Source organism: Paenibacillus sp. A3 (assembly GCF_001399685.1).
Lineage (GTDB): Bacteria > Bacillota > Bacilli > Paenibacillales > NBRC-103111 > Paenibacillus_G.
Window position 1 is genome coordinate 57780 of record NZ_JTHN01000098.1, and the last position, 23621, is coordinate 81400.

Below are 23621 nucleotides of genomic sequence, written 5' to 3' on the forward strand. Positions count from 1 at the left end.
AACCCGATGATTATTGAACAAGTGGTAACCCATGTTGATCAGCTAAGCAGCGAAGAGCTGAAGAAGCGTCATATTGAAAAAGTATATCTGGAAAGCAGCGATCTGGTAAAAAGAATCCAACGAGTGACAACCGACCATGGCAAGGAGCTGGGCATTCGCTTGAAGGAAGCGAAAGACCTCGTAGCCGGAGACATTCTGTACATGGACGATCATAACCTCATCATGATCGATGTGGTTCCGGATGATCTTCTTGTCATCCGTCCGCGGACACTGCAGGAGATGGGCGATATTGCCCATAAGCTTGGCAACCGCCATCTGCCGGCTCAATTCGAAGGAGATGCGATGCTGATCCAATATGATTATCTGGTGGAAGAGCTTCTGCAGGAGCTGGGCATTCCATTTTCCCGCGAGAAGAGGCAGGTCAAGCAGGCATTCCGCCATATCGGCCACAGCCATGGATAAGCAATGGCTCATTTTACTTCAATGGTGTGACTCGAATTTGCCGACCGGGGCGTTCAGTCATTCCTTCGGGCTGGAAACGTATATGCAGGAAGGCAAGGTTACGGATAAACACAGCTTCAAAAAGTGGCTTGAGGTCTATATTCGGGAGCAGCTCATCTACTCAGATGGGCTGGCTTTCCGCCTTGTATCCGAAGCGCTTCAGGCGGGCGAGCCGGAGAAGGTCTGGGAGATTGACCGTATCCTGTTCGCCCAGCTTCTTCCGAAGGAGGTTCGAGAGGCAAGCCAGCGAATGGGGGAGCGGATGCTGAAGCTGAGCAACGAACTGTACCAGTCGCCACTTCTGACTGACTACCAGCAGCGGGTCCGGGCCCGGCTTTCCTTCGGTCATCCGGCTATTGTGTTCGCTCTGCTGGCAAGGCATTTTGAAATTTCGCCATCCCAGGCGCTGCTGTCTTACTTATTCTCGTGCACGACCAGTTTAATTCAAAATGGCGTCCGAGGCATTCCGCTTGGGCAAACCGACGGGCAGCAGCTCATTCATGAGCTTCAGGAAGAACTGATTCAGGCGGTGGACAGAATCGGACAATTAGAGCCGGACGATCTGGGCATCGCATCTCCGGGCCTTGAATGCTCCCAAATGATCCATGAGCGACTGCACGTGCGATTGTTCATGTCCTAGAGACATCGCCAGTTACATCATACCATCAGAGAAAGCAGGGAACGGATTATGAAAGCAATCAGAATCGGAATCGGCGGTCCTGTCGGCGCCGGCAAAACCATGCTTGTCGAGAAATTAACCCGTTACATGAGCGAAGAAACTAGCATGGCTGTCGTCACCAACGATATTTACACCAAGGAAGATGCAAAATTCCTGATGGAAAACGGCGTGCTGCCGACAGACCGGATCATTGGCGTCGAGACAGGCGGCTGCCCGCATACCGCGATCCGGGAGGATGCGTCGATGAACTTTGCGGCCATTGATGAGCTGGTGAAGCGGCATCCGAAGGTTCAGCTTATATTCGTGGAAAGCGGCGGCGATAACCTGGCGGCGACGTTCAGCCCTGAGCTGGTAGACTTCTCCATCTATATTATCGACGTGGCGCAAGGCGAGAAGATTCCGCGTAAAGGCGGACAGGGCATGATCAAATCCGATCTGTTCATTATCAATAAGATCGATTTGGCGCCTTATGTCGGCGCAAGCCTGGAAGTGATGGCTAAGGACACCCATACGTTCCGGGGGAACAAGCCGTTTGTATTCACCAACTTGAAGGACAATCGGGGTCTTGATGAAGTCATCCAATGGATCAAGGACAATGCCATGCTGGCAGGCTTGGAATAACCATGGAATGGACGGGATATCTGCGGCTGGCGGTTGCTCCTAAGCAAGGGAAGACCATAGCGACGGATTTGTACTATGAAAATGCATTCAAGCTGACTCGCCCACTGTATCCCGATGAATCCGGACAGCCGCATTACTATATTTTAAATCCGGGCGGCGGGTATGTGGACGGTGACCGGTACAAGCTGGATATCGAGCTCGCCCAAGACGCCAGACTGCTGCTCACGACCCAAGCGTCGACCAAAGTATACAAGACCCGAAATACGGCGCCGGTTCAGGAGATGGAGATCAGGATGAAAAAGGGCAGCTTCCTGGAATATGTGCCCGATCCGCTGATTGCTTACCGGCATGCACAGTACAAGCAAAAGACAACGATTCGGATGGAGCGGGGCTCAACGCTCATCTTCAGTGATATCGTAACACCGGGATGGTCGCCGGATGGCGAGTTATTCAGCTACGACAGGCTGAGATTGAAGACGGAAATTTATGTAGACGGTGATCTGGCCGTATACGATCAGGTGAGACTGGCTCCTTCGGAGCAAGACCTGACAAGCATTGGTTTGCTGGAGGGGTATACTCATTTCGGGTCGATGATCGTCGTTGGTGAGCAGATGACTTCGGATTTTCTGGATCAGCTCTATGAGGCCATGGACGCCGGAACAGCGCCGTGCAGAATGGGGCTGTCCATGCTCCCCGTCCCTGGATTTTCGGTGCGTGTACTCGCTTCTTCCACACAGGATATTGAGCGGCTATTTGCAGCCTGCCAAAGGTTGGTTCGCGAGCAATGGCTGGGGCTTAAGCCTGTGTTTCTCAGAAAATATTAAATTTGACGCCTGAGGAGCCGTGAAATGATGTTGCTACGACGTACATTAACGGGCAAACCCTGGATGAAATATTTTGGGAGCGTTGCAGGGCTTCATATCATCGGAATTGCCTTCCTGCTCGTCACCATTCCGCATCACCCCGCCATGCTGGGACTTGGCGTATTAGCCTATACACTGGGACTTCGTCATGCCTTTGATGCGGATCATATCGTGGCGATTGATAACACGGTTCGCAAGCTTATTGAGCAAAAGAGGGATGCGGAAGGCGTAGGCTTTTATTTTTCACTCGGCCACTCTACCGTTGTCCTGTTGTTAACTGTCGGGGTTGTCGTCTCCATGAACTGGGTAAAAAGCAATCTGCCGATGATGGAGCAATGGGGAGGCGTGATCGGCTCAACCGTCTCCGGCCTATTTCTGCTGTTGATCGGGCTCATCAACTTGTTCATTCTGGTGCATATGTACCGGATATTCAGGCAGCTGAAACAGATGCCCGGCCAGGAAGAGAAGCTGGAGGAACTTCTCGATTCCAGAGGCTTCATATTTCGCTTGACCGGTCCTCTGTTCAAACTGGTTGGCCGCAGCTGGCATATTTATTTTATTGGCTTCCTGTTTGGCCTGGGCTTCGATACGGCATCGGAGATCGGGCTGCTCGCCATGTCCCAGAATGCGGCCAGCAGCTCCATTTCGTGGATCGGCGTCCTGTCGCTGCCGATTTTATTTGCCTCCGGTATGAGCTTGATGGATACGGCGGATGGCGTGTTTATGACGTCCAGCTACCAATGGGCTTTTAACAAGCCGATACGCAAAATGTATTATAACCTGACGGTGACGGCCATGTCCGTTATTGCCGCCCTGTTCGTTGCATTTGTTGAAATTATGCAAACCTCAGCAGAGCAGTTTAGTCTGGAGGGCACTTTCTGGAGCTATATGCAAAATCTGGATATGGGCTCGGTCGGTTATATCCTGGTCATCCTCTTCATTCTGACGTGGTCGGTCTCGTATGGAATATGGCGGGTATTCCGAATTGAGGAGAAGTGGGGCTAGAAAGGAGGAATTACTATTCTGAACAGACAACTTCAGGCTTATGCGCTAAATCTGAAATGGAACCCGGTTCCTTTTATCCTTGCATCCTTAAAGGGTGTCTCCCAAGTGATCCTGATCGAGAATGCCTGGACAGGCTTCATCATTGTCATCGCCTTGGCGACTGTTCATGTCAAGCTGGGCGTGGTCGCACTTCTGTCCGCCATGATCGGCACCTTGGTCGGCTATATGGGCGGGGCCGACAAGTCGGCCGTTCATCAGGGATTGTTCGGATTTAATGCCGTTCTGACCGGGCTTGGTTTATCCGTCTTCCTGACGGCCAATCTCGCTACGATTCTGGGGGCAGCCGCCCTAGGCACATTATGTACGGCTGCGTTCATGCATTTGTTCAAGCGCACCAACATACCGGTCCTTACCTTCCCGTATACAGTGGTGACTTGGCTCTTCCTGCTGGCATCGTATCATTTGAATGCGCTCCGGCTTGACCCGGGGCTGATTCCCCAAGATCTTGCCCACTGGCATATGAACACCGCCGGGAGAATTGATTTGGCTTCGGGCTTGCTCAACGGAATTGATCAGATCTATTTCCAGACGGGCTTCTTGTCCGGAATTCTCATTCTCCTTGGAGTATTTTGGGCAAATTGGCGCTTGGGGCTAATGGCGGTCATGGGGACCGCCATCGCCTGGCTGACGGCTGACTTGATGGGAGCGGAAATTACGAATCTGAACCTCGGGATATTCGGGTATAACGCGGTTTTGACGATGATGGCGGTATCCTCTGTATTCCACACCAGGGAGCGTCCGGCGCTGCTGGTTGGCCTGCTGGCTGCCGTCAGTACCGTACCCGTGACGGCCGGATTGAATACGTGGTTTCAGGCGTATGGACTGCCGATCCTGACGCTGCCTTTTGTTATTGTGACTTGGATTTTTCTCGGTGCCCGGCAGGTGCTGCCGAAATTATAACGGGGCAGTAAAGCCCGGCAACAGACACTTGATGCAAAGGGTGCTGATGCCGGGCTTTTCCAAGTGCGAATAAAGTAAATAATTGTAAACAAAACCAAAATATATAGTAAAAAGAGCCTATTCTTATTTTCAAGCTCCTATGCTATTTTTAATTGGGATAAAAATTATTTATTTGGATTTAATTACATTTATTGGTTCGGGCGTTTCGCAGCCTCGATGGGATAGGGGGCGTTTTAAGGTTGGCACAAACCATAGCGGCGGTAAATCTCAAAGAAGTTACCAAGCGATACGGGTCTGTCACTTCCGTAGAAGGTCTTACCTTACGGATTGAGGAAGGAGAAATTTTCGGCATTCTCGGTCCGAACGGGGCGGGAAAGACGACGACGCTTGAGAGCATCGTCGGCATGAGAAACCCGACCAGCGGAACCATTCGCATTTTTGAATGGGATGCACAGTCGGACCGCAACGCGATCAAAAAAATAATAGGCGTACAGCCCCAGGAGGCCAGTCTTTTGCCTCATTTAACGGTGAAGGAGACCTTAAAGCTATTTTCAAGCTTTTACGGACATGGCCTGGATTACCGCGAACTGATTCCGCTAACCGGTCTGGAAGATAAAGCGGACACCTTGGTCAAAAATTTATCGGGCGGACAGAAGCAAAGAGTGCTGATTGCCGTTGCTTTAGTTTCCGACCCGAAAATTTTATTTTTGGACGAGCCCACCAGCTCGCTCGACCCCAGAGCAAGACGCGATTTATGGGAGGCGATTTTGGCGTTTCGAAAGAGAAAGCGGACGGTCGTTTTGACTACCCACTCGATGGAAGAAGCCGAAGCGCTGTGCAATCGGGTGGCGATTATGAATCAAGGGAGGATGATCGCCTTAGGCACGCCGGACGAATTAATCCATACCTACTGTACCGAAAAAATCGTTCAGTTCTACACGGAAGACGAGTGCGATCTGAAATGGATCGAATCGTTTCCCGAAATTAGCTCAGCCGCTCAGGACCGCGCTTCCGGCAGGACAAGGGTAGCTTTGGTCTCGACGAATTCGGACGCTACCGTAGCGCGCTTGTGCAGCGGCCAGTTTAATATCGGGAGCTGGACGCATTTGCTGATCAAACGGGGAAATCTGGAGGACGTCTTTTTGGAGCTGACCGGCAAATCTCTGACAGGAGAGGGAGCATGAACAAAGCGAGTATCAAGACGAACTGGAATGCGTTTATCCAGCTGTTTCTTATGAATTATCGGGAATTGGTACGCGATAGGACGACGTTTTTCTTTGTGCTTGTCTTTCCCTTTATGTTTATTGCTTTATTTGCTTTCATTTCTTATCAATCCCAGCCTGCCCCGATCAAGGTAGGGATCGTGATGGCATCCGGAAGCGACGCTAAGGTGCAAAGTCTGACGGAACAGCTTCGGCAGCATGACCGTTTTCAGGTATCGAATGCCGAAGAAGCGGAGCTGAACGCCAAATTTGCGAAGAAAGAGCTGGATGCCGCCGTTGTATTGCCGCGCACGCTGGACGCGCAAGGATCGGTCAGACTGGTCTACGACCGGAATAAAGAAGATCTCGTTCTGATTTTGAAAAGCTTGCTATACGATCAGCTTCATCCGACCGGCGGACCGCAGATGGTAACAGAGCCGATAGGGGACGCAAGGAAGCCGTTCGACATATTAAAGTTTACCTTCCCCTCCGTCTTGATTCTGGCTTTTCTTTCTTTAAGCCTTACGGGAACTTCCGTTCCGATTATTCAAATGAGGCAAAGAGGGAGCTTGCGGTTGTTTGCCCTGACGCCCGTGAATCGGTTTAACCTGGTCGCATCGCAAATTTTGGTCAGGGCCGTCATTGCAATGATTCAAGTGGCGATCATGCTGGTCTACAGTTTTCAAACCGGCATAGTGACCGCGGAGTCCGTGCCCGGAATATTAATGGTCTCCGGTTTTGGGCTGCTGATGTTTTTTTCCTTGGGCTATATGCTCGGAGGAATGCTCCGCTCCCAGGAAGCGGTTAACGGCGTTATCGGACTGATTATGGGGCCTTTAATGATTGTTTGCGGTTTATTTTACCCGCTGGAATGGATGCCTCCTTTGATTAGAACGTTCTCGCAGTACGTGCCCTTAACTTATTTCGGCGACGGCTTAAGGAAATTCGTCAATACCGGGACGGAAGCGATGGCGTCTTTATTTGTCGATTGTTTGGTGATGACGTCGACGGCGGCGCTGTTTCTGGTCATCGCTCTGTATACTTTTCAGTGGGACGATCGTTCCGATCAAGAAAGAGGCCGTCGTAAGGACGCCCGCAAAAATGCCAAAAAATTGTTCCGGATCGGAGGATGACCATGCATTTTGTCGAAAAGCTGGTTCAACCCATCGGCGGGCTGCTGCAAAACGTGATTTCCCTGCCCCCGCTGCCGGGTGAACCCTCATACGAAGTGTATAGCGGATTAACGGGAAATATATCCGCCGTGATTCCCACGATGGCTTTCTCCGCCGACGGCGCGGGCAGCGGCTTGACCGGGGAGGAAGCCAGATTAAGAGCGGTTGCCGAAACGCTGGAGCGTTATGCGAGCTGTGTCTACGACGAGAAGCAAATGATTTGGGCGACGGGCCGGGAGCTGGAAGGAGAAGCTTTGGATTTGGATCGTATCCCCAGGTGCTCGGACTCGGAGCTGTGCCATCCGCGATGTCCGCTGCAAAAGCCGGATAAGAACCTCCCCATCCGATGGGTGCGGGGCCTTTCCTTAACCGACGGGCGCTTGGTTTGGCTGCCGGCGATCATGGTCTATCTCAACTTCGATACGATGAGTGCGGGGGAGAACATATGGCTGCCGATCTCTACCGGCTGTGCGGCCCACCGTACTCTGGAACAGGCGCTGCTAGGCGCCATCTGCGAGGTGATCGAGCGCGATGCGATTGCGGTCACTTGGCTGCAGCAATTGGAGCTGCCCAGGCTTCGTCTGGATGCTTATCCGGAATGGGTGCAGCCCTATCTGGACAATTTGAAGCGAAATCGACACGTTCAACAAATTTTTTTCGATGCCATGACCGACATTGGAATCCCTACGTTTTACAGCGTTCAACTTGCCCCTCACAATAAGCAATTAGCCGCCATGGTTATGTGCTCCACTGAACTCAATCCCTATCACGCATTGACAAAACTAATGAGAGAATCCGCATCATCCCGCATCGCGTTGCAGAACGGAATGAAGCACCCGAAACATCTGGACGATTTTATGAAAGTATACGATGGCGCCACCTATATGGGCAGTCATGAAAGATTATCGGCCTATGACTTTCTGCTCCGAACCCCGGCAAGCAAGAATTTATCCGGAATTCGCGCGCTGGATACGGGGCATCCGGGAACCGATCTCGCGAATCTGGTGAACCGGCTGAAGTCCAAAGGACACGAGGTGTTTGCGGTAGATCTGACCACGGATGAAGCCAAAAGAGCGGGATTATATGCCGTACGGGTGATTATTCCGACCTTGATGCCCCTGTCGTTCAGCTATCGGGCCCGTTTTTTGGGAACTCCCCGTTTATATGAAGCGCCCAAACTCATGGGGCATGCCGTACGAGGGGAACAAGAACTTAACGCTTGGCCGCAGCCATTTGCGTAAGGAGTGAAGCGGAAAATGGAAACGGTTCATATCATCGCTGCGGGCGCTTTTGGAATGGAAGTCGCCCGGAGGCTCGAAGCTAAAATGCAAGATGTCGTCATTACGCAAGCGGACGAAAACGGGATATATTACCCTGCCAGTTGGCCGCATGCCCGGCTCCATATCGTGGCTTCATGGCGTCCGGTGACCTCGCTTGGCCGATTAATGGACAAGCTGTCTGGCGCTTGGAAAACGCCGTGGGTCCCGATCATCATGGATCACCCCGCCCTAACGATCGGTCCGGTCGTCGTACCCGGACAAGAAGGATGCTACACCTGTTTTTCCAAACGGCAAATTCAGCATGCTCCACACGGGAAGTATATCCTTGAGTCCCAGGATATATATGTCCGGGATTTCCGGCTGGGTCCCCAAGGGTTCCTGCAAGCGCATGCCGGAATGGCGGTCCACTTGTTTTTGGATATAGAGCGCCGGATGCGGCGCAACATGAAGAATGAGGCGGGTACCGTCTACGAGATTCATGTGATCCGGGGAACGACCCGCAAAGGAAAAGTGACCGGGTTCCACAGTTGTCCGCATTGCGGCTTGCAAAGGGAGGAAGCGACACGAAGCTATGACGTGCTGCTGGATAAGTATGAGTCCATATTTACTCAAGGGTGAGGTGCCGAACCGATGATAACAGCCCATAAGATTGATGCGGTGCACATGGCCAACGCTATTCGGAACGATATGCAATTTCGCGTGCCGGTTTACCCGCGGTTTCTTCGGGAAGTCGCGATGCTTCCGCTTTCCGGCCAGAAATTTCTCTTTGAAGGGACGGAGGAACGGCAAGTTTTGGGCGGCAAATCGACCGGTACCCTTTTGCCGGTTTTATTGCCACTGCTGGACGGGACCCGGACTCTGGACGACCTGCAACATGCGCTTCCTGCCTGCAGCAAGGAGGTTTTGTATCAAACCGTTGTTTTTTTGTATGCGCGGGGGTTATTGGAGGATGCGGCGGCAGATCACGCTATCGACACAAGCCGATACGACAAGGAGACGCTTAACTATTTCCGGCGGCATGTGGATACGACCCGAGTCAACCGAAGCGGGGCCGAGGCCATATACCGACTGTCGCAAGCGAAACTGGAAATCTTCGCGCCTTCTCCATGGGGAAGCCTGCTTGAGCAGGAGCTCAGGCAGATCGGATTGACCGATGTTCGCGTTCGTTTGCCGGGGGAAGTCTTTCCTTTGGAGGGGGAGGCTTCGCTGATGGTTGTGTTTAACGACGGCTCTTTTCAGCCGGAGCAGATGCGGGAGCTGGATCAATTTTGCGCCGGGCATCGTATTCGCTGGCTGCTTAGCGAAGTATCCGGGGAAAAAGGGGAGCTGTTTTACTTCGAGCGGGGAGAGACCCCTTGTTATTGCTGTATTGAGAAGGCTCACCCGCGCATGCATCGGACGATCAGGCGGGAATCCGACATGACGGAGTTCTGGGTCTGCGTCACCCTCCAGGAAATCATCTACTGCCTCAGCCGGATCAATCCTCTGTTTTCCGGACAGTATGTGTATGAACTCGATTTCGGGAATTGGGAAACCCGTCAGCTTCGATTGCCTTTTGTTCCCGGATGCCGCTGCCGTCCCATCGATCGTTTCATATGCGAAGAAGTGCCTCTGGCCGTCGTCTATGAACATTCGGTCGCTTTTCCGTCGCACAACCTGACCACGCCCAAAAGTCATCAGATCCACTATAGAGCGAGCAATACCGAGCTGATACGAAGCTTTAAACGAGTTACGAATTTTCCCATGCTAGACTTGCCGCCTTACTGCGAGCTTCCAAGGCCAGAGAAAAGAACGCTGCCAAGCTTGGCGAACGGACAAACCTCGTCAACACTGTCCCCGCCGGTTACGCTGCCTCAACTTGCACTGCTCGCCCTGTACGGCGCGGGGATCAAATCAATGGAGAACGGACAAGTCAATCGATGGTCCGCCACAGGCGGCAATTTAGGCTCGGTCGAGCTTTATCTGATCGTTCGCCGCGTGGAAGGGATTGGGGCTGGAGTATATTTTTATGAGCCCCAGAAGCATTCGCTAGCCTGGATCGAGGCGTTGTCCGGAGAACAAGCGGAGGCCCTGATTAGGGAAGCGGTTGAAACCGCAACGGGGAATGCGCCTGCCGTATTGCTCGTCGCGGCTTCCAACGTGGGAAAGGTATCCGTGAAATACAACTCCTTTAGCTATCGGATCGCATGCCTGGACGCGGGGGTCGCCTTGGCTCAGATGAGCGTAACCGCCAATGGCCTGGACTTGCCTAACGAAGTGATTACCCGATGGGACGATTACGTTCTTGCCGACTGCTTGCGGCTTATGCCGAAAAGCGAGACGATTTCGGGAGCGCTGGCGATCTATTAGAAGGAGGTGCTTTTACTTGCATTTCGAACCTTACCGGATTGTTACGGACTTGATTGAGGATACGAAAACGGCCTTGCCCAAACAAGCCTTTTCCGAAATCCCTCCGGCTTTATTGGGCCGCGGAGAAGCGCGCTCGTTGGAGGTTCCTCCGCTCGTACCGTTGCGTGAAGGCTCTCCCGTCTATCAGGCGATCGAAGCCAGAGAAGCTCTCCGCCAGTGGAGCGATAGCCCTGTCGACAAAGCGGATCTCTTCACGATCCTGCATTCCGCTTATCAGGGAGACGCTGCCGATTGGCGGGAAGAGCACGAGGCCGGATTGGACATTGGCTTGGTTGTATACGTTAGCAATGTGGAAAATGTTGCCCCGGCGCTTTACCGGTACTGCCCGTATCGTCAGGAGCTGGAGAGGGCCGGAGCGATGGAGCCGGGAAAGCTGGAGCACATGGTTTTGCAGCGGGAATTTTCGTTAGCCTCGGCGATCGTCGTCATTACCGGAAAACTGGGCGCGGTCTTATGCCGGCAGGGCAGCTCGGGACATCGCCAGCTGCTGGTGCGTGGAGGAATGGCAGCCCAGCGGATGTGGGTAGCCTCCCTGGCGTTAGGCTACGGCGGATGCGTCTTTGCGGGGATCGTTCAAAAATATCTTTATGAAACCGCGAAAATCGACGGGTATCGAGAAATGCAGCTTGTCGCCTACGCTTTTGGCCATCTCCCTCAGGAAAGGAGGTGAGAACATGGAGAAGGAGTTGGAGCTGGATCTTTATGCGGAGGAGCTTTCCGAGCAAATGGATACGGCTATCATTCTAGGCTGCTTTGGGACGGCGGGCACCCTCGGTACCGGAGGCGGATGCTTTGGTTCCGTAGGGACTTACGGCTGCCACGATTTTTAGGCGAAGCGACGACAGGTGTTTTAATCAAGGGAGGCGCGAGCTATGAAAAAGGAAATGGAGCTGGAATTGGATCTGTATGCGGAAGAACTCACTGAGCAATTGGATGCCGCCGTCATCCTCAGTTGTTTGGGCACGGCGGGCAGTTTGGGGACGATTGGGGGCTCCTTTGGCACCGCCGGTACTTACGGTTCCTGGTAACGGTTGTTTTAAGAAAATAGCGGCTTAATCTTTGAATGAAGTTTTCGAAACGGTGCTTCCAGGATGGTAAAGTTCTGGAGGCACTTTCCTTGTTCGTTTTTTATTCTCCGGACAGGAGGGGGACCCTAAGGAATGCAGGCGCAAAAAGTTCGGGAGCAGGCAGACGATCAGACCCGACTGGCGGATGGCGTTGAGCTTGTCTATGGAATGAATGATCAGCCTATGCTCTACAATCCCAACGCAGGAAATTATGTGAGAATATCTCCTTTAGGCATAAAAGTAGTGGAATGGATCAACCAGTCGCTTACCGTTGACGAGGTAATCGAGCGGTTGATGAGCGATTACCGTAAACCCTCCGAGGAGGTTAAGCCTGCGGTCGATAAATTTTTCGAACAGCTCAGACAGGCCCGCATGTTGAATACGGACCCGATTCCCCAAGAAGGCGTCCGTCGTTCCGTCGGCAGCTTGCAGAAGCGGCCTGTGCTTCGAATTCCGCTCATTACTTCCGCCAGGGCATTCCCCGCTCCGCTCGTGAATAGGCTGGAGCTTATACCGAGAAGCTCGCTCTATTTGGCTTGCGGCACTGTCACTTTGCTGGCAGCTTGTATGGTTGCGTTTTATTTCGGTTACCGCGGTTTTTCGGCGATATCCGGCAGTCTGTCCTGGCTGATTATTATTCCTGCGCTCATGTTTCACCTGTGCTTACATGAAATGGCACATGCAGTCGTTCTGCAAAAATTTGGAATCCAAATTCGCCAAGCGGGTATCGGTTTGTTGTACTATATTTTTCCTATTGCCTATGTGGATACAACAGATACCTACCGATTGCGGAATAAATACGACCGGGCCATGGCAGCGTGGGTCGGGCCTGTTTTTGATTTGGCCGGAGCGGCAATATCCGCAGTAATTTCTCTTTCGAGCAGCGGTTGGTGGGGGGATCAGTTCCAGGTATTGCTGGGTATTCAATTCACGATCTTTTTGTTTAACGTCAATCCGCTGCTGCCCAGCGACGGACTCCGCACGATCGAAGCCCTGATGGGCGAATTCAATTTGCGAAGAAGGGCGCTCCATTATTTGCTCTGTAAAGCCGCCTTCCGACCCTTGCCGAATTATTTGGTTCATCTCCCTAAATCCAAAAAAATCCAGTATACGCTTTATTCGACCTTGAGCATCGCCTACTTTATCGGCTTATTGTACATGATCGCCTTGTATTCCATAAAAGCCAGCCTGTCTTTTCAATGAACACGATTACGTTCTGCAGGACGGCCGGCTTCTTTTTTTCATATCGCCGAATAAAAGGAGCGGGCGGCCAATAGATTGATAAAGAGAAGATGGACATGGCCCCGGGGAAGACTGCCTGTCTCGCGGGCCGCTGTCGAGAACCGAAGCGTCCGACAAGGAGGGAACTGCCGATGCTTCACTTGGTCGCCTGTATCAAGCAGGTGCCGGATACGAAAATCATCAAGATGAACCCGAAAACGAATACGATGGACCGTTCAAGCGCGCCGGCCATCCTTAATCCGTACGATGCGCATGCCGTGGAAGAAGCGGTGCGTCTCAAGCAGCGGTACGGAGGAACGGTATCCGTCGTGACGATGGGACCGCCGCCCGCGGTCAAGGCGATCCGCAAATGCATCGAGATCGGCGCGGACGAAGGCTACCTGATTACCGACCGCGCATTCGCCGGGGCGGATACGCTGGCGACCAGCTATTCGCTGACGAAGGCGATTGACAAAATCGCCAAGATCAAGCCGATCGATATGATCCTGTGCGGCAAAATGACGATCGATGGCGATACCGGCCAGGTCGGTCCGGGCATCGCCCGCAGACTGGATATTCCGCCGCTGACGAACGTCCGCAAGATCGTCGAAATTAACAAGGACGAAGGCTACGCCATCATCCATCGCAAGCTGGAGGACGGCTACGAGGTCGTTCGTTCGACGCTGCCGTGCCTGTTCTCCGTCGAAAAGGACATCAACGATATCCCGTATTCGCCGCTGCCCAACATGCTGCGGGCGGCGCGGTATCAGCCGGTCGTCTGGTCCGTCGACGACTTGGAGGGCGTGGACCGCACGAAGCTCGGGCTCAAAGGCTCCCCGACGATCGTCGCCAAAGTATGGCCGCCGGAGAAGCCGAAGGGCGGAGAGCTGCTGGAGGGAACCCCTGCGGAGCAGGCGGGCAAGCTGCTCTCGATTTTGCTGGAGAAAAAAGAGCTCTTCCGCGTTCAAAACGGAGGTGAAAGCGGATGAACCTTCAGGATTACCGCGGCGTGTGGGTGTTCATCGAGCAGAAGAACGGCGCGATTGCGCCGGTGTCGCTGGAGCTGCTGGGAGCCGGGCGGAAGCTCGCGGATAAGCGCGGCGTGCCGCTGGCGGGCATTCTCATCGGCGACGGCGTCCGGTCTCTGGCCGCCGATGTCATTGCTTACGGGGCGGACACCGTGTACTTGTACGACAACCCGATCTTCCATTATTACCGGACGGAATCTTTCATGAGGGCCGTCATCGAGGCTTGTCAGAAGCACAAACCGGAAATTTTCCTGTTCGGCGCGACGTCGACGGGCAAGGACCTCGCCAGCGCCGTGGCGACAGATCTCGCGACCGGGCTGACGGCGGATACGACGCAGCTGGACGTCGATGCGGAGACCGGGCTGCTGGAAGCGAGCCGTCCGGCGTTCGGCGGCAACATTATGGCCACCATTTTGTGCAAAAAGGACCGCCCGCAGATGGCCACCGTGCGCCCGAAGGTCATGAAGCGGCTGGCCCCGGACCCGAAGCGCAAGGGGGACATCGTCGAGGAAGCCGTCTCCGTCCGCGAAGAGGATCTGCGCACGAAGGTGCTGGAGATCGTCCGCGATACGACGCAGCGGGTGCGGATTGACGAGGCGGACGTGATCGTCGCCGGAGGCAAAGGGCTCGGCGGCCCAGCGGGCTTCGAGTTGATTCACCGGCTGGCGGAGACGCTGGGTGCTTCCGTCGGTGCGAGCCGCGATGCGGTGGAGGCCGGATGGATTGAGCATCATCACCAGGTCGGGCAGACGGGCGTCACCGTGACGCCGAAAATTTATTTTGCCATCGGCATTTCCGGGGCGATCCAGCATTTGGTCGGGATGCAGAACTCGGGGCTCATTATTGCGATCAACAAGGATCCTGCCGCTCCGATCTTCGGGTCCTGCCATTACGGCATCGTCGGCGATGCGTTCGTCATCGTCCCGCTGCTGATCGAAGCGTTCCAAAAAGCGCTGCAAAGCGAGGTGCCTCAATATGGCTGAAAAATTCGACGTCATCGTGGTCGGCGCAGGCCCGGCCGGGACGTCGTGCGCCTATACGTTAGCCAAGGCCGGCGTAAATGTTCTGCTCATTGAGCGGGGGGAGTACCCCGGCTCGAAAAATGTCATGGGTGGCGTCCTGTACCGCAAAACGATGGAAGACATCGTTCCGGGATTCTACAAGGACGCGCCGGTCGAGCGGCCGATCGTCGAGCAGCGGTTCATGATGCTGGATAAAGAATCGGCGGTCACCTTCAGCTATAAGGGGCTGGAATGGGGGCAGGAGCCGTACAACAATTTCACCGTGCTGCGGGCCAAGTTCGATCAATGGTTTGCGGAGAAGGCAGTACAGCAGGGGGCGCTGCTGATCAACGAGACGGTCGTGCTTGAATGCATCACCCAGGACGGGCGCGTGGTCGGCGTCCGCACCGACCGCCCGGATGGGGACCTGTACGCCGACGTCGTGGTGCTCGCGGACGGCGTCAATTCGCTGCTGGCCAAGTCGCTCGGCTTCCATAAGGAGTTCCGCCCGGACGAAGTGGCGCTGGCCGTCATGGAAGTGCTGAAGCTGGACCGTAAAATTATCGAAGACCGGTTCAGTCTCGAAGGCGACCAGGGCTGTACGTTCGAGATTTTCGGCGATTCCACGCATGGCATTCTCGGCACGGCGTGGCTGTATACGAACAAAGACAGCCTGAACATCGGCGTCGGGGCGATGCTGTCCGGGCTGATCAAGAACAAGCTGAAGCCGTACGAACTGCTGGAGTATGTCAAGACGCACCCCATTCTCCGCCCTTATATACAAGGCAGCGAGCAGCAGGAATATTTGGCCCACTTGATCCCCGAGGGCGGCTACCGCTCCATGCCGAAGGTTGTCGGGGACGGCGTGATCGTGGTCGGGGACGCCGCCCAACTCGTCAACGCCATTCACCGCGAAGGCTCGAACATGGCGATGGCGTCCGGCGTGCTGGCAGCGGAGACGATTCTGGAAGCGAAGGAAGCGGGCGACTATTCCGCCGCCCGGCTCGACAAGTACCGGACCCGGCTGCTGGACAGCTTCGTCGGTCAAGACTTGAAGAAGTACAAGGACGCGACGCACCATTTCGAGAAGTACCCGCATTACTTCGAAAAGTATATCCCGCTCATGAACCGGGCGGCGGGCGAGCTGTTCACCGTCGACGGAACGAGCAAGAGAGAGAAGCAGCGCAAAATCTGGCAGGGCATCGGCACCGCCGGCGAGAAGTTCAAGATCGCCCAAGATTTGTTCAAGGCATGGAGGGTGATGAAATGAGCGACCAGCCTAAGGGAAAAGGGCAGACCATCGAAGAGAAGCAGTACTTGATCCGGTTCAAGGCGGATACGAACTCCCATCTCCACGTGCTCGACTACGATATCTGCGCGACGAAGTGCCCCGACAAGATCTGTACGATTTTTTGCCCGGCTGAAGTGTACAAGTGGGAAGAGATCCGGATGCATGTCGGCTACGAGGGCTGTCACGAGTGCGGAAGCTGCCGCATCGGCTGTCCGCATCAGAACATCAAATGGGAATACCCCAAGGGCGGTCACGGGATCATCTTCCGGCTGGGGTAGCTGCACATGTTTGCGGTGGGGGATTGCGTCATCTTTATCCCGGACGGGGCGAGGGGAACGATTGTCGCCGTCAACGGGACGTTGTGTCACATCGTCTGGGAGGATTGGTTTACGAGCTGGGAGAAAGCCGAGGAGCTGCGGAAAGAAGAAAAATGAACAAAAAAGAGAAGGAGCGCATCCTTCTCTTTTCGTTGTGTACTTTATCGTTTGCAGCATTTCGTTTAAGGCTTTGGCGGTCACCGGTTTTTGCACAATTTTATCCCCTAAAAAATGGAATGTATCCCTTACTGCCCTGCCGAAGCCATGGTTAAATGAGAGTACGAGCCCAGTTCGAAAGGGGGTGAGCCTGCCGCAGCCGTCGTCGTTTGGTGGAGGGTATTCCGGTATTTTTTATCCATATTTCAGGAGGGATTAATGAATGAGTTTTGCGCAAATCGCGCTTCGGCGCACCTTTAGGAAAGCGTTTTCGTTGACCGTAATCGCGGTGCTCCTGCTTAGTCTGATTCCGGCGATGGCGCTCGGCGCGAGCGAGTGGCAGCCGAACACCGCCTACAAAGCCGGCGAGGTGGTTACGTATGCGGGGCAGACGTACACCTGCTTGCAACCGCATACATCGCTGACCGGCTGGGAGCCGCCGAACGTCCCGGCCTTGTGGAAGGCCGGCGGCGGCGGAACGGATACGCAGCCGCCGACCGCTCCATCCGGCTTGAAGGCGACCGGCAAAACGTCCAACAGCGTAACCCTCGCGTGGAACGCTTCGACGGATAACGTAGGCGTCACCGGCTACGACGTGTACAACGGGTCTGCGGTCGCGGCGAGCGTGACGGGAACGACCGCCACGATCGGCGGGTTGTCCGCGAACACGGCATACACGTTCACGGTGAAAGCGAAGGACGCGGCCGGCAACGTATCCGCCGCAAGCCAAGCCGTCACGGTAACGACGGACCCGGCATCCGGCGATACGCAGCCGCCGACGGCGCCGACGAATCTGGCCGTCACCGGGAAAACGTCGTCCAGCATCTCGCTGTCCTGGACAGCTTCCACGGATAACGTGGGTGTCACCGGCTATACGGTGGAGTACAGCTCCGGCAGCCTGAGCGTCGCGGGAACAACGGCGACGGTGGCGGGACTTGCCGCCGACACGACGTATACGTTCACCGTGAAGGCAAAGGACGCAGCCGGCAACGTTTCGGCCGGTGCGAGCGTGCAAGGGAAGACCGAACCGGCACCGTCCGGAGGCGGGGGCAAGATCGTCGTCGGCTATTGGCACAACTTCGATAACGGGTCCTCGGTGCTCAAGCTGCGGGACGTCTCGAAGAAATACGATGTGATCAACGTGGCTTTTGCCGAGCCGGTTTCTCCGGGCAGCGGTACGATTGCCTTTACGCCATTCAATGCGACGGTGGACGAATTCAAAGCGGATGTCGCGTATTTGAAGAGCCAGGGTAAAAAGGTGCTGATCTCCCTCGGCGGCGCCAACGGTACGGTTACGCTGTCCGATGCGACGAAGAAGCAGCAATTTATCAGCACGATGACTTCGATTATCCAGACGTACGGCTTCGACGGTATCGATATCGATCTGGAAGGCAGCTCGGTCGCGCTGAACGGCGGCGATACGGACTTCAAAAACCCGACGACGCCGGGCATCGTGAACCTCATTGACGCGGTCCGTACGCTCAGCAGCACGTTCGGCAGCGGCTTCGTGCTGACGATGGCGCCGGAGACGGCGTATGTGCAAGGCGGGATGGGGGCTTACGGCGGCCCTTGGGGCGCCTACCTGCCGATCATCCACGCGCTGCGCGACAAGCTGAACTATATTCACGTTCAGCATTACAACAGCGGCTCGATGACGGGGCTTGACGGCCGTTCTTACGCGCAAGGCACGGCGGATTTCCACGTCGCCATGGCCGAGATGCTGCTGAAGGGCTTCCCTGTCAATAACAATGCGAACAACGTATTCCCGGCGCTGCGTCCGGAGCAGGTCGCCATCGGTGTACCTGCGGTGCCGAGCGCGGCGGGAGGCGGATATACGCCGGCGGCTGAGGTGCAGAAGGCGATCACGTATCTCGTCAAAGGCACGTCGTTCGGCGGCAGCTACAAGCTGCAAAACCCGGCCGGTTATCCCGGCTTCAAAGGACTCATGACTTGGTCCATCAACTGGGATGCGGCGAGCGGCTATGGCTTTGTCAACAGCCACCGTCCTTTCTTGGACGGCCTGAAATAATCGTATTGCTGTAACTTAAAAAAGAGCCTCCGGCTCCTATGGACTCAGCATCCATAGGCTCGCCGGAGGCTTTATTCGTGCGACCGATCAATGACCGGCGGTATAAGTGTCGGGGGAAGCACCGTCCAGAAACGGGCTGCGCTCGCCGATGTGGTACACGTACAGCTCGTGCATCGCCCGCGTGCAGGCCGTGTAGAACAGCTTGCGCTCGGCTTCCCGGCCGTATTGCTCCATCGAGGCGTTGTAGATGACGACCGCGTCGAACTCGACGCCCTTGGCCAAGTACGACGGGATCACCAGCACGCCGGGCTCGAAGGAGGCCGTCTCCGTCCCGACGAGGCGAAGCGGGACCCCTGCGGCTTGCAGCGCGTCGTACGCTTCCCGGCTTTCCGCCGCCGTCTTGCAGATGACGCCGATTGTCTTATGGCCGTCTGCCAGCAGCGTCTGGATGCGTTCGGCGACCTTGGCGCTCAGATCGGCACGATCCGCCGCTTCCGTGACAACCGGCAGGCTGCCGCCGCGGTTGAACGGCTCGATGGCCGTACCGTCCGCCAGCAGGCCGCGGGTGAACTCGACGATCTCCCGCGTCGAGCGGTAGCTTCGCGTCAGCACGTTCGTCTCCGTATGCTCCGGCCCGTACAGCGAGGTCAGCGGCGCGAAGCCGTCCGTATTGGCGGAGGCGTGCGCGTAGATGGCTTGGTTCCAATCGCCGAGCACGGTCATTTTGCTGCGCGGGAACAGCCGCCGGATGAAAGCGAATTGGAACGGCGTGTAATCCTGTCCTTCGTCGATGAAGACGTGACGGACCGTGTTGTTCGTCTGGAAGCCCTCGATCCGCTCCTTCAAGTACAAATACGGCGCTCCGTCCTCGCTGGCCAGCTCGCCGCGCTCCAGCTTCTCCGCCGTCTGCTTGCATATTTCCTCCCAATGCGGCGGCAGGCCGGCTTCGGGCGCAAGGTCCGCGAAGCGTCCCGGCTCGGCGAACAACTGCCGGTACACGGCGGGAATGTCGATGAATTCGAGCCGCTTGGCGCTTACGCGGAGCGGCTTGAAATGTTCCTGAACGACCATGACAGCCAGCAGCTCCTGCTCGCGCTGGAAGTCGTTGAACGTGTCTTCGGCATACTGTTTTTTGCGCTGCAGTTGATGGTAGGCCTGCAGATACGCTTCCTTGTCGAGCAGCTCGATCTCGTCCTCGACCCACGGCTTGGACCGCTCCCGCCGCCCCAGCCGCTTCAGCTCCTTCAGCAGCCATTCGGAGGTCAGGATCATCCGGTTCGGAATCGGCAGCGCCGGATCGAGGCTGTAGAAATAGGCTGCGATCTGTCCGCCCGCGACGATAGGCTCCCCGCGGAAGCTTATGTCCTTGAAAAGCAGCCCTTCTCTTCCGAGCCGCTCCGCATACCGCTCCAGCATATGCATGAAGGAAGTGCCCGCTTTGAACAGAATTCCTTCGATTCGCGCGCCATAGCCGGGGTCTCCGGCTGCCGTCAGCGTGTATTCCGCTTGCTCGAACGGGTCTTCCACACGAAACGTGCCGCCGAGCCGGTGCTCCAGATATTCCTGGAACGTCGTCTGCTGCATGTTTTCCTCCCCGAGCTCGGGCAGCACGGTAGAGACGTAGCTGTTGAACATCGGATTGGGCGAGAAGAGCACGATCTGCTCCGCGCTCAGCGTTTCCCGGTACCGGTACAGGAGGTACGCGACCCGCTGCAGGGCAGCCGACGTTTTGCCGCTGCCTGCCGCGCCCTGCACGATCAGCAGCCGGCTGCGCTCGTTGCGGATGATCCGGTTCTGCTCCTTTTGAATCGTGGCGACAATGCTCTTCATCTGGGCGTCCGAATGCTTGCCGAGCACTTCTTGCAGCAGCTCGTCGCCGATCGTGACGCCGGTGTCGAACAAGCTGCGGATGACCGCGTCGCGAATAATATATTGCCGCTTCAGCTCCATCTCGCCGGAGATGACGCCCCCGGGCGTCTCATACTGCGCCGGGCCCGGCGGGTAGTCGTAGTAAAGGCTTGATACGGGAGCGCGCCAGTCGTAGATCAGGAACTGCTCGCCGCTATCGTCCAGGAACGATCCGATGCCCAGGTACACGGCTTCGGCGCGCCGCTCCCCGTCCTCCAGAAAATCGATGCGTCCGAAATACGGGGTCGTCTGCAATCGTTTCAGCTTTGTCAGTTGCTTCTGGGCGTGCCGGTGGCTGTGCTCGCGGCCGGTAAGCACCTCCGCTTGCTGCTTCAAGCTTGCGTACGTTTCCGCGATTTCGTCGGGAGCGTCCAGGTTGACGGTCACATCGTCCCAAAAATGCTTGCGGATATCGACGATATCCGACCTCAGCTCGCCGACCTCCCGCTGGAGGGTGCCGATGCGCTTGCCGATGTCCCGGGTTACCCGTTCGACCCGCTCCTGCTCTTCCTGCCACACTTGCTGCATGTTAACCACGTTACCGCCCCTTTTTTCAAAAGATTTGACAAATCGCCGATTCATGTGTTACTATGATAGTGGGTAAATTTAAAGAGTGGAACCACAATATAGGTGGCGACCAATCTCCATTTTAGCATGGTTCTGCATGCAATTCAATAGAAGTACATCATCGCACGCTAACAAACGGAGACGCACATGACGCCTCCGTTTTTTTTGTTGCAGTCCCCCGCGCACCGCCAAGACCGAGAACCAGCCCGAAAAAGGCAAGCGGCAAGGTGCCGAGCCTTCCGCTTTCGTTGAGCCGCTTCAACGCGCCATCAGAATAAAGCGGACATGAAAGTTGGTTTCCCTATTCACTATCGCCGCTCCTGTGGCGAAGTATACTATATACCTATCGTTTTACAAGGGGATCGCACATTCCTTAATGTCACGTTGGAAGAGGGTGGGGGTATGTCGCTAAGTAACTACATTATGGAGTCCAAGTCGTTTTGCAACCATGCGGGGATGAATCCGCAAGAGATTCCGTTTCCCAAAGTCGTGATGACGCCGAAAGAGCTGGAGGACAAGCGTCAGGACTACGAGGAAATCTTGTCCGTCGTCCAGTTTTTTGGGAACAAAATCTTGGATTCGATGAAGGGCACGCCGATCTTGTTGTCGGTTGCCGACGCACGGGGATTCATCCTGCATATGATGGGGGATGAAACCATCAAGAACATGATCAATCAGCTCGGCATCCGCACCGGCATTCAATTCTCCGAGGAAGTCATGGGCACCAATGTGGTGAACCTTTCTTTGAAGCACAGCGGCTACGCCATCCAATTGATCGGCCCCGATCATTACCACGAATACCTGCATCAAACCGCCTGCTACGCCGTAGCTTTTCATTATACCGATGCCAACAATCTGCTCGGAAGCATCATCATTATGACGGCGCTCGAATACCAGAATCCGCTGATGGTGACCATGCTGTCCACCACCGTGGACTCGATCGAGAGGGAACTGATGCTCCGCAAGCAGAACCGCAAGCTGGACATCATGAATCAGATATTGATGGATAATACGCGAAACGGCATCATTATCACCGACAAAGAGGGGGAAATTACGGATTTTAATCACTTTGCTCAAGATCTTACAGGTCTGTCCAAAGAGCAAACGCTGGGGAGGTCGGTGCTTTTTCTTGAACCTATGGGGCAATACATCTATGATGTGATCCGCCACGGGAAAAAGTACGAAGATATTCAAATCAGCTTCGAGCGCAAGGGGAGCGGGACGCGCACGGTGTGCCTGTTCGACGCGTTCCCGATCTATGACGAGCACAAAGGGCTCATCGGCGCTTTCGGCCAGTTCCGTAACATTACCGACCGGTACGAGGCGGAGGAGAAATACAATTATTTGGCCAATCACGACGATCTGACCAAGCTGCCTAACCGGAGGTATTACAAGCAGGTGCTCGTCCCTCTGCTGGAGCGGGCGAAGCGGGGGCTGCATCCGTCGGGCATCGCCATTATGTACCTGGATCTCGACCGTTTCAAGCTTGTCAACGACACGTTGGGGCACTCCAACGGAGATCTGCTGCTCAAGCAAATTGCCGAGCGGCTGACGAGCAGTCTCGAGGCGACGGATCTGGTGGCCCGCATGGGCGGCGACGAATTTATGTTTCTGTTTCCGATCGTGACGGACGAGCAGCAGGTCGTCCATCGGGCCGAGCGCATTCTGAGCCTGTTCCAGCACCCGTTCAATATGAACGGATATGAGTTTCATATTACGGCCAGCATCGGCATCGCGTTCTATCCGGACGACGGTCTCGACATCGAGATGTTGATGATTCATGCGGATACGGCGATGTACCGGGCGAAGCAGCGCGGCAAAAATCAATATGTCATCTATTCGGACGACATGCAGACGAAGTCCCATGAGAAGATCAAGATGGAAACGTCGCTGCGCCGCGCGATCGACAATAACGAATTCGTGCTGTATTACCAGCCGCAAATCGATATCAAAACCGGGGATATCAAGGGCGCCGAGGCGTTGATCCGCTGGATGCACCCCGAGCGCGGGCTCGTGTCTCCTTATGAATTCATTCCGTTAGCCGAAGAAACCGGACTTATTATCCAGATGGATCAATGGGTGCTGCGCACTGCCTGCATGCAGAACAAGAGCTGGCAGGAAAAAGGACTGCCGCCGATGCGCGTCGCCGTGAACTTGTCCTCCCAGCAATTTTCCAAAGAATATCTTGCCGAGACGGTCAAAAGCATTTTGGAGGAGACCGGGCTTGAGCCACAATTCCTTGAGCTGGAAATTACCGAAACGATGACAATGGATGTGGAGCATACGATTCCGACGCTGCGGCAGCTGCATGGTCTCGGGGTCCAGATCAGCATCGACGATTTCG

The 23621-nt window shown here is 55.2% G+C and carries 23 protein-coding genes; 22 read left to right on the plus strand and 1 reads right to left on the minus strand.

Annotated elements, in window-relative coordinates; genetic code table 11:
- The first annotated feature begins 6 nt into the window (after positions 1-6).
- From ureE to QJ48_RS15880, 21 genes are all read left to right on the plus strand, one after another.
- Positions 7-462 (plus strand): urease accessory protein UreE, encoded by a 456-nt coding sequence (gene ureE, locus QJ48_RS15795; RefSeq protein WP_054974527.1) that lies wholly within the window; start codon positions 7-9, stop codon positions 460-462.
- Complete coding sequence (locus QJ48_RS15800) at positions 455-1141, plus strand: urease accessory protein UreF (RefSeq protein ID WP_054974528.1); 687 nt, start codon at positions 455-457, stop codon at positions 1139-1141. Before ureE ends, QJ48_RS15800 begins: the two co-directional genes overlap by 8 nt.
- 48 nt (positions 1142-1189) lie before the next feature.
- The gene (ureG, locus tag QJ48_RS15805) at positions 1190-1801 is read left to right on the plus strand and encodes an urease accessory protein UreG (protein ID WP_054974529.1); all 612 of its coding nucleotides are present in this window, start codon (positions 1190-1192) and stop codon (positions 1799-1801) included.
- Between the two features lie 2 nt (positions 1802-1803).
- Positions 1804-2625 (plus strand): urease accessory protein UreD, encoded by an 822-nt coding sequence (locus tag QJ48_RS15810; RefSeq protein WP_054974530.1) that lies wholly within the window; start codon positions 1804-1806, stop codon positions 2623-2625.
- 24 nt (positions 2626-2649) lie between these two features.
- Entirely contained in the window at positions 2650-3669 is a 1020-nt protein-coding gene (locus QJ48_RS15815) for a HoxN/HupN/NixA family nickel/cobalt transporter (RefSeq protein ID WP_054974531.1), read from the plus strand.
- A 75-nt stretch (positions 3670-3744) separates the two neighbouring features.
- Entirely contained in the window at positions 3745-4629 is an 885-nt protein-coding gene (locus QJ48_RS15820) for an urea transporter (protein WP_082420522.1), read from the plus strand.
- A gap of 239 nt (positions 4630-4868) precedes the next feature.
- Entirely contained in the window at positions 4869-5813 is a 945-nt protein-coding gene (locus QJ48_RS15825) for an ABC transporter ATP-binding protein (protein ID WP_054974533.1), read from the plus strand.
- Positions 5810-6964 carry an ABC transporter permease gene (locus QJ48_RS15830; protein WP_054974534.1) on the plus strand — a complete coding sequence of 385 codons (1155 nt, stop codon included), beginning with the start codon at positions 5810-5812 and terminating at the stop codon, positions 6962-6964. Before QJ48_RS15825 ends, QJ48_RS15830 begins: the two co-directional genes overlap by 4 nt.
- Positions 6965-6966: 2 nt before the next feature.
- The gene (locus tag QJ48_RS15835; RefSeq protein ID WP_054974535.1) at positions 6967-8244 is read left to right on the plus strand and encodes a YcaO-like family protein; all 1278 of its coding nucleotides are present in this window, start codon (positions 6967-6969) and stop codon (positions 8242-8244) included.
- A 15-nt stretch (positions 8245-8259) separates the two neighbouring features.
- Positions 8260-8901, plus strand: a complete 642-nt coding sequence (locus QJ48_RS15840) for a TOMM precursor leader peptide-binding protein (protein WP_054974536.1) — start codon at positions 8260-8262, stop codon at positions 8899-8901.
- 12 nt (positions 8902-8913) lie between these two features.
- Positions 8914-10632, plus strand: a complete 1719-nt coding sequence (locus tag QJ48_RS15845; RefSeq protein WP_054974537.1) for a SagB family peptide dehydrogenase — start codon at positions 8914-8916, stop codon at positions 10630-10632.
- 16 nt (positions 10633-10648) lie between these two features.
- A complete protein-coding gene (locus QJ48_RS15850) occupies positions 10649-11362 on the plus strand; it encodes a nitroreductase family protein (RefSeq protein ID WP_054974538.1) in 714 nt (237 codons plus the stop codon).
- Between the two features lie 4 nt (positions 11363-11366).
- The gene (locus tag QJ48_RS36905) at positions 11367-11522 is read left to right on the plus strand and encodes a thiocillin family RiPP (RefSeq protein ID WP_157261643.1); all 156 of its coding nucleotides are present in this window, start codon (positions 11367-11369) and stop codon (positions 11520-11522) included.
- A gap of 42 nt (positions 11523-11564) precedes the next feature.
- Positions 11565-11720, plus strand: coding sequence for a thiocillin family RiPP (locus QJ48_RS36910; protein ID WP_157261644.1), 156 nt, complete (start codon positions 11565-11567; stop codon positions 11718-11720).
- A gap of 132 nt (positions 11721-11852) precedes the next feature.
- Complete coding sequence (locus QJ48_RS15855; RefSeq protein ID WP_054974539.1) at positions 11853-12962, plus strand: PqqD family peptide modification chaperone; 1110 nt, start codon at positions 11853-11855, stop codon at positions 12960-12962.
- A 170-nt stretch (positions 12963-13132) separates the two neighbouring features.
- A complete protein-coding gene (locus QJ48_RS15860; protein WP_054974540.1) occupies positions 13133-13969 on the plus strand; it encodes an electron transfer flavoprotein subunit beta/FixA family protein in 837 nt (278 codons plus the stop codon).
- Positions 13966-14991: an electron transfer flavoprotein subunit alpha/FixB family protein gene (locus QJ48_RS15865; RefSeq protein WP_054974541.1), complete on the plus strand. Its 1026-nt coding sequence runs from the start codon at positions 13966-13968 to the stop codon at positions 14989-14991. The genes QJ48_RS15860 and QJ48_RS15865 overlap by 4 nt, the downstream gene beginning before the upstream one ends.
- On the plus strand, positions 14984-16279 hold the full coding sequence (locus QJ48_RS15870) for an FAD-dependent oxidoreductase (protein ID WP_054974542.1): 1296 nt from the start codon (positions 14984-14986) through the stop codon (positions 16277-16279). The genes QJ48_RS15865 and QJ48_RS15870 overlap by 8 nt, the downstream gene beginning before the upstream one ends.
- Positions 16261-16578: a ferredoxin family protein gene (locus tag QJ48_RS15875; RefSeq protein ID WP_085978527.1), complete on the plus strand. Its 318-nt coding sequence runs from the start codon at positions 16261-16263 to the stop codon at positions 16576-16578. Before QJ48_RS15870 ends, QJ48_RS15875 begins: the two co-directional genes overlap by 19 nt.
- A gap of 6 nt (positions 16579-16584) precedes the next feature.
- Entirely contained in the window at positions 16585-16734 is a 150-nt protein-coding gene (locus QJ48_RS38095) for a hypothetical protein (protein ID WP_193394449.1), read from the plus strand.
- 262 nt (positions 16735-16996) lie between these two features.
- On the plus strand, positions 16997-18802 hold the full coding sequence (locus QJ48_RS15880; RefSeq protein ID WP_054974543.1) for a fibronectin type III domain-containing protein: 1806 nt from the start codon (positions 16997-16999) through the stop codon (positions 18800-18802).
- 87 nt (positions 18803-18889) lie between these two features.
- Here the strand turns inward: QJ48_RS15880 and helD are convergent, their stop codons facing one another.
- The gene (gene helD, locus QJ48_RS15885; protein WP_054974549.1) at positions 18890-21238 is read right to left on the minus strand and encodes an RNA polymerase recycling motor HelD; all 2349 of its coding nucleotides are present in this window, start codon (positions 21236-21238) and stop codon (positions 18890-18892) included.
- A gap of 441 nt (positions 21239-21679) precedes the next feature.
- Between helD and QJ48_RS15890 the strand changes: the two genes are divergently transcribed.
- A partial coding sequence (locus tag QJ48_RS15890) for a diguanylate cyclase domain-containing protein (protein WP_054974544.1) occupies positions 21680-23621 on the plus strand: 1942 nt, incomplete at its 3' end.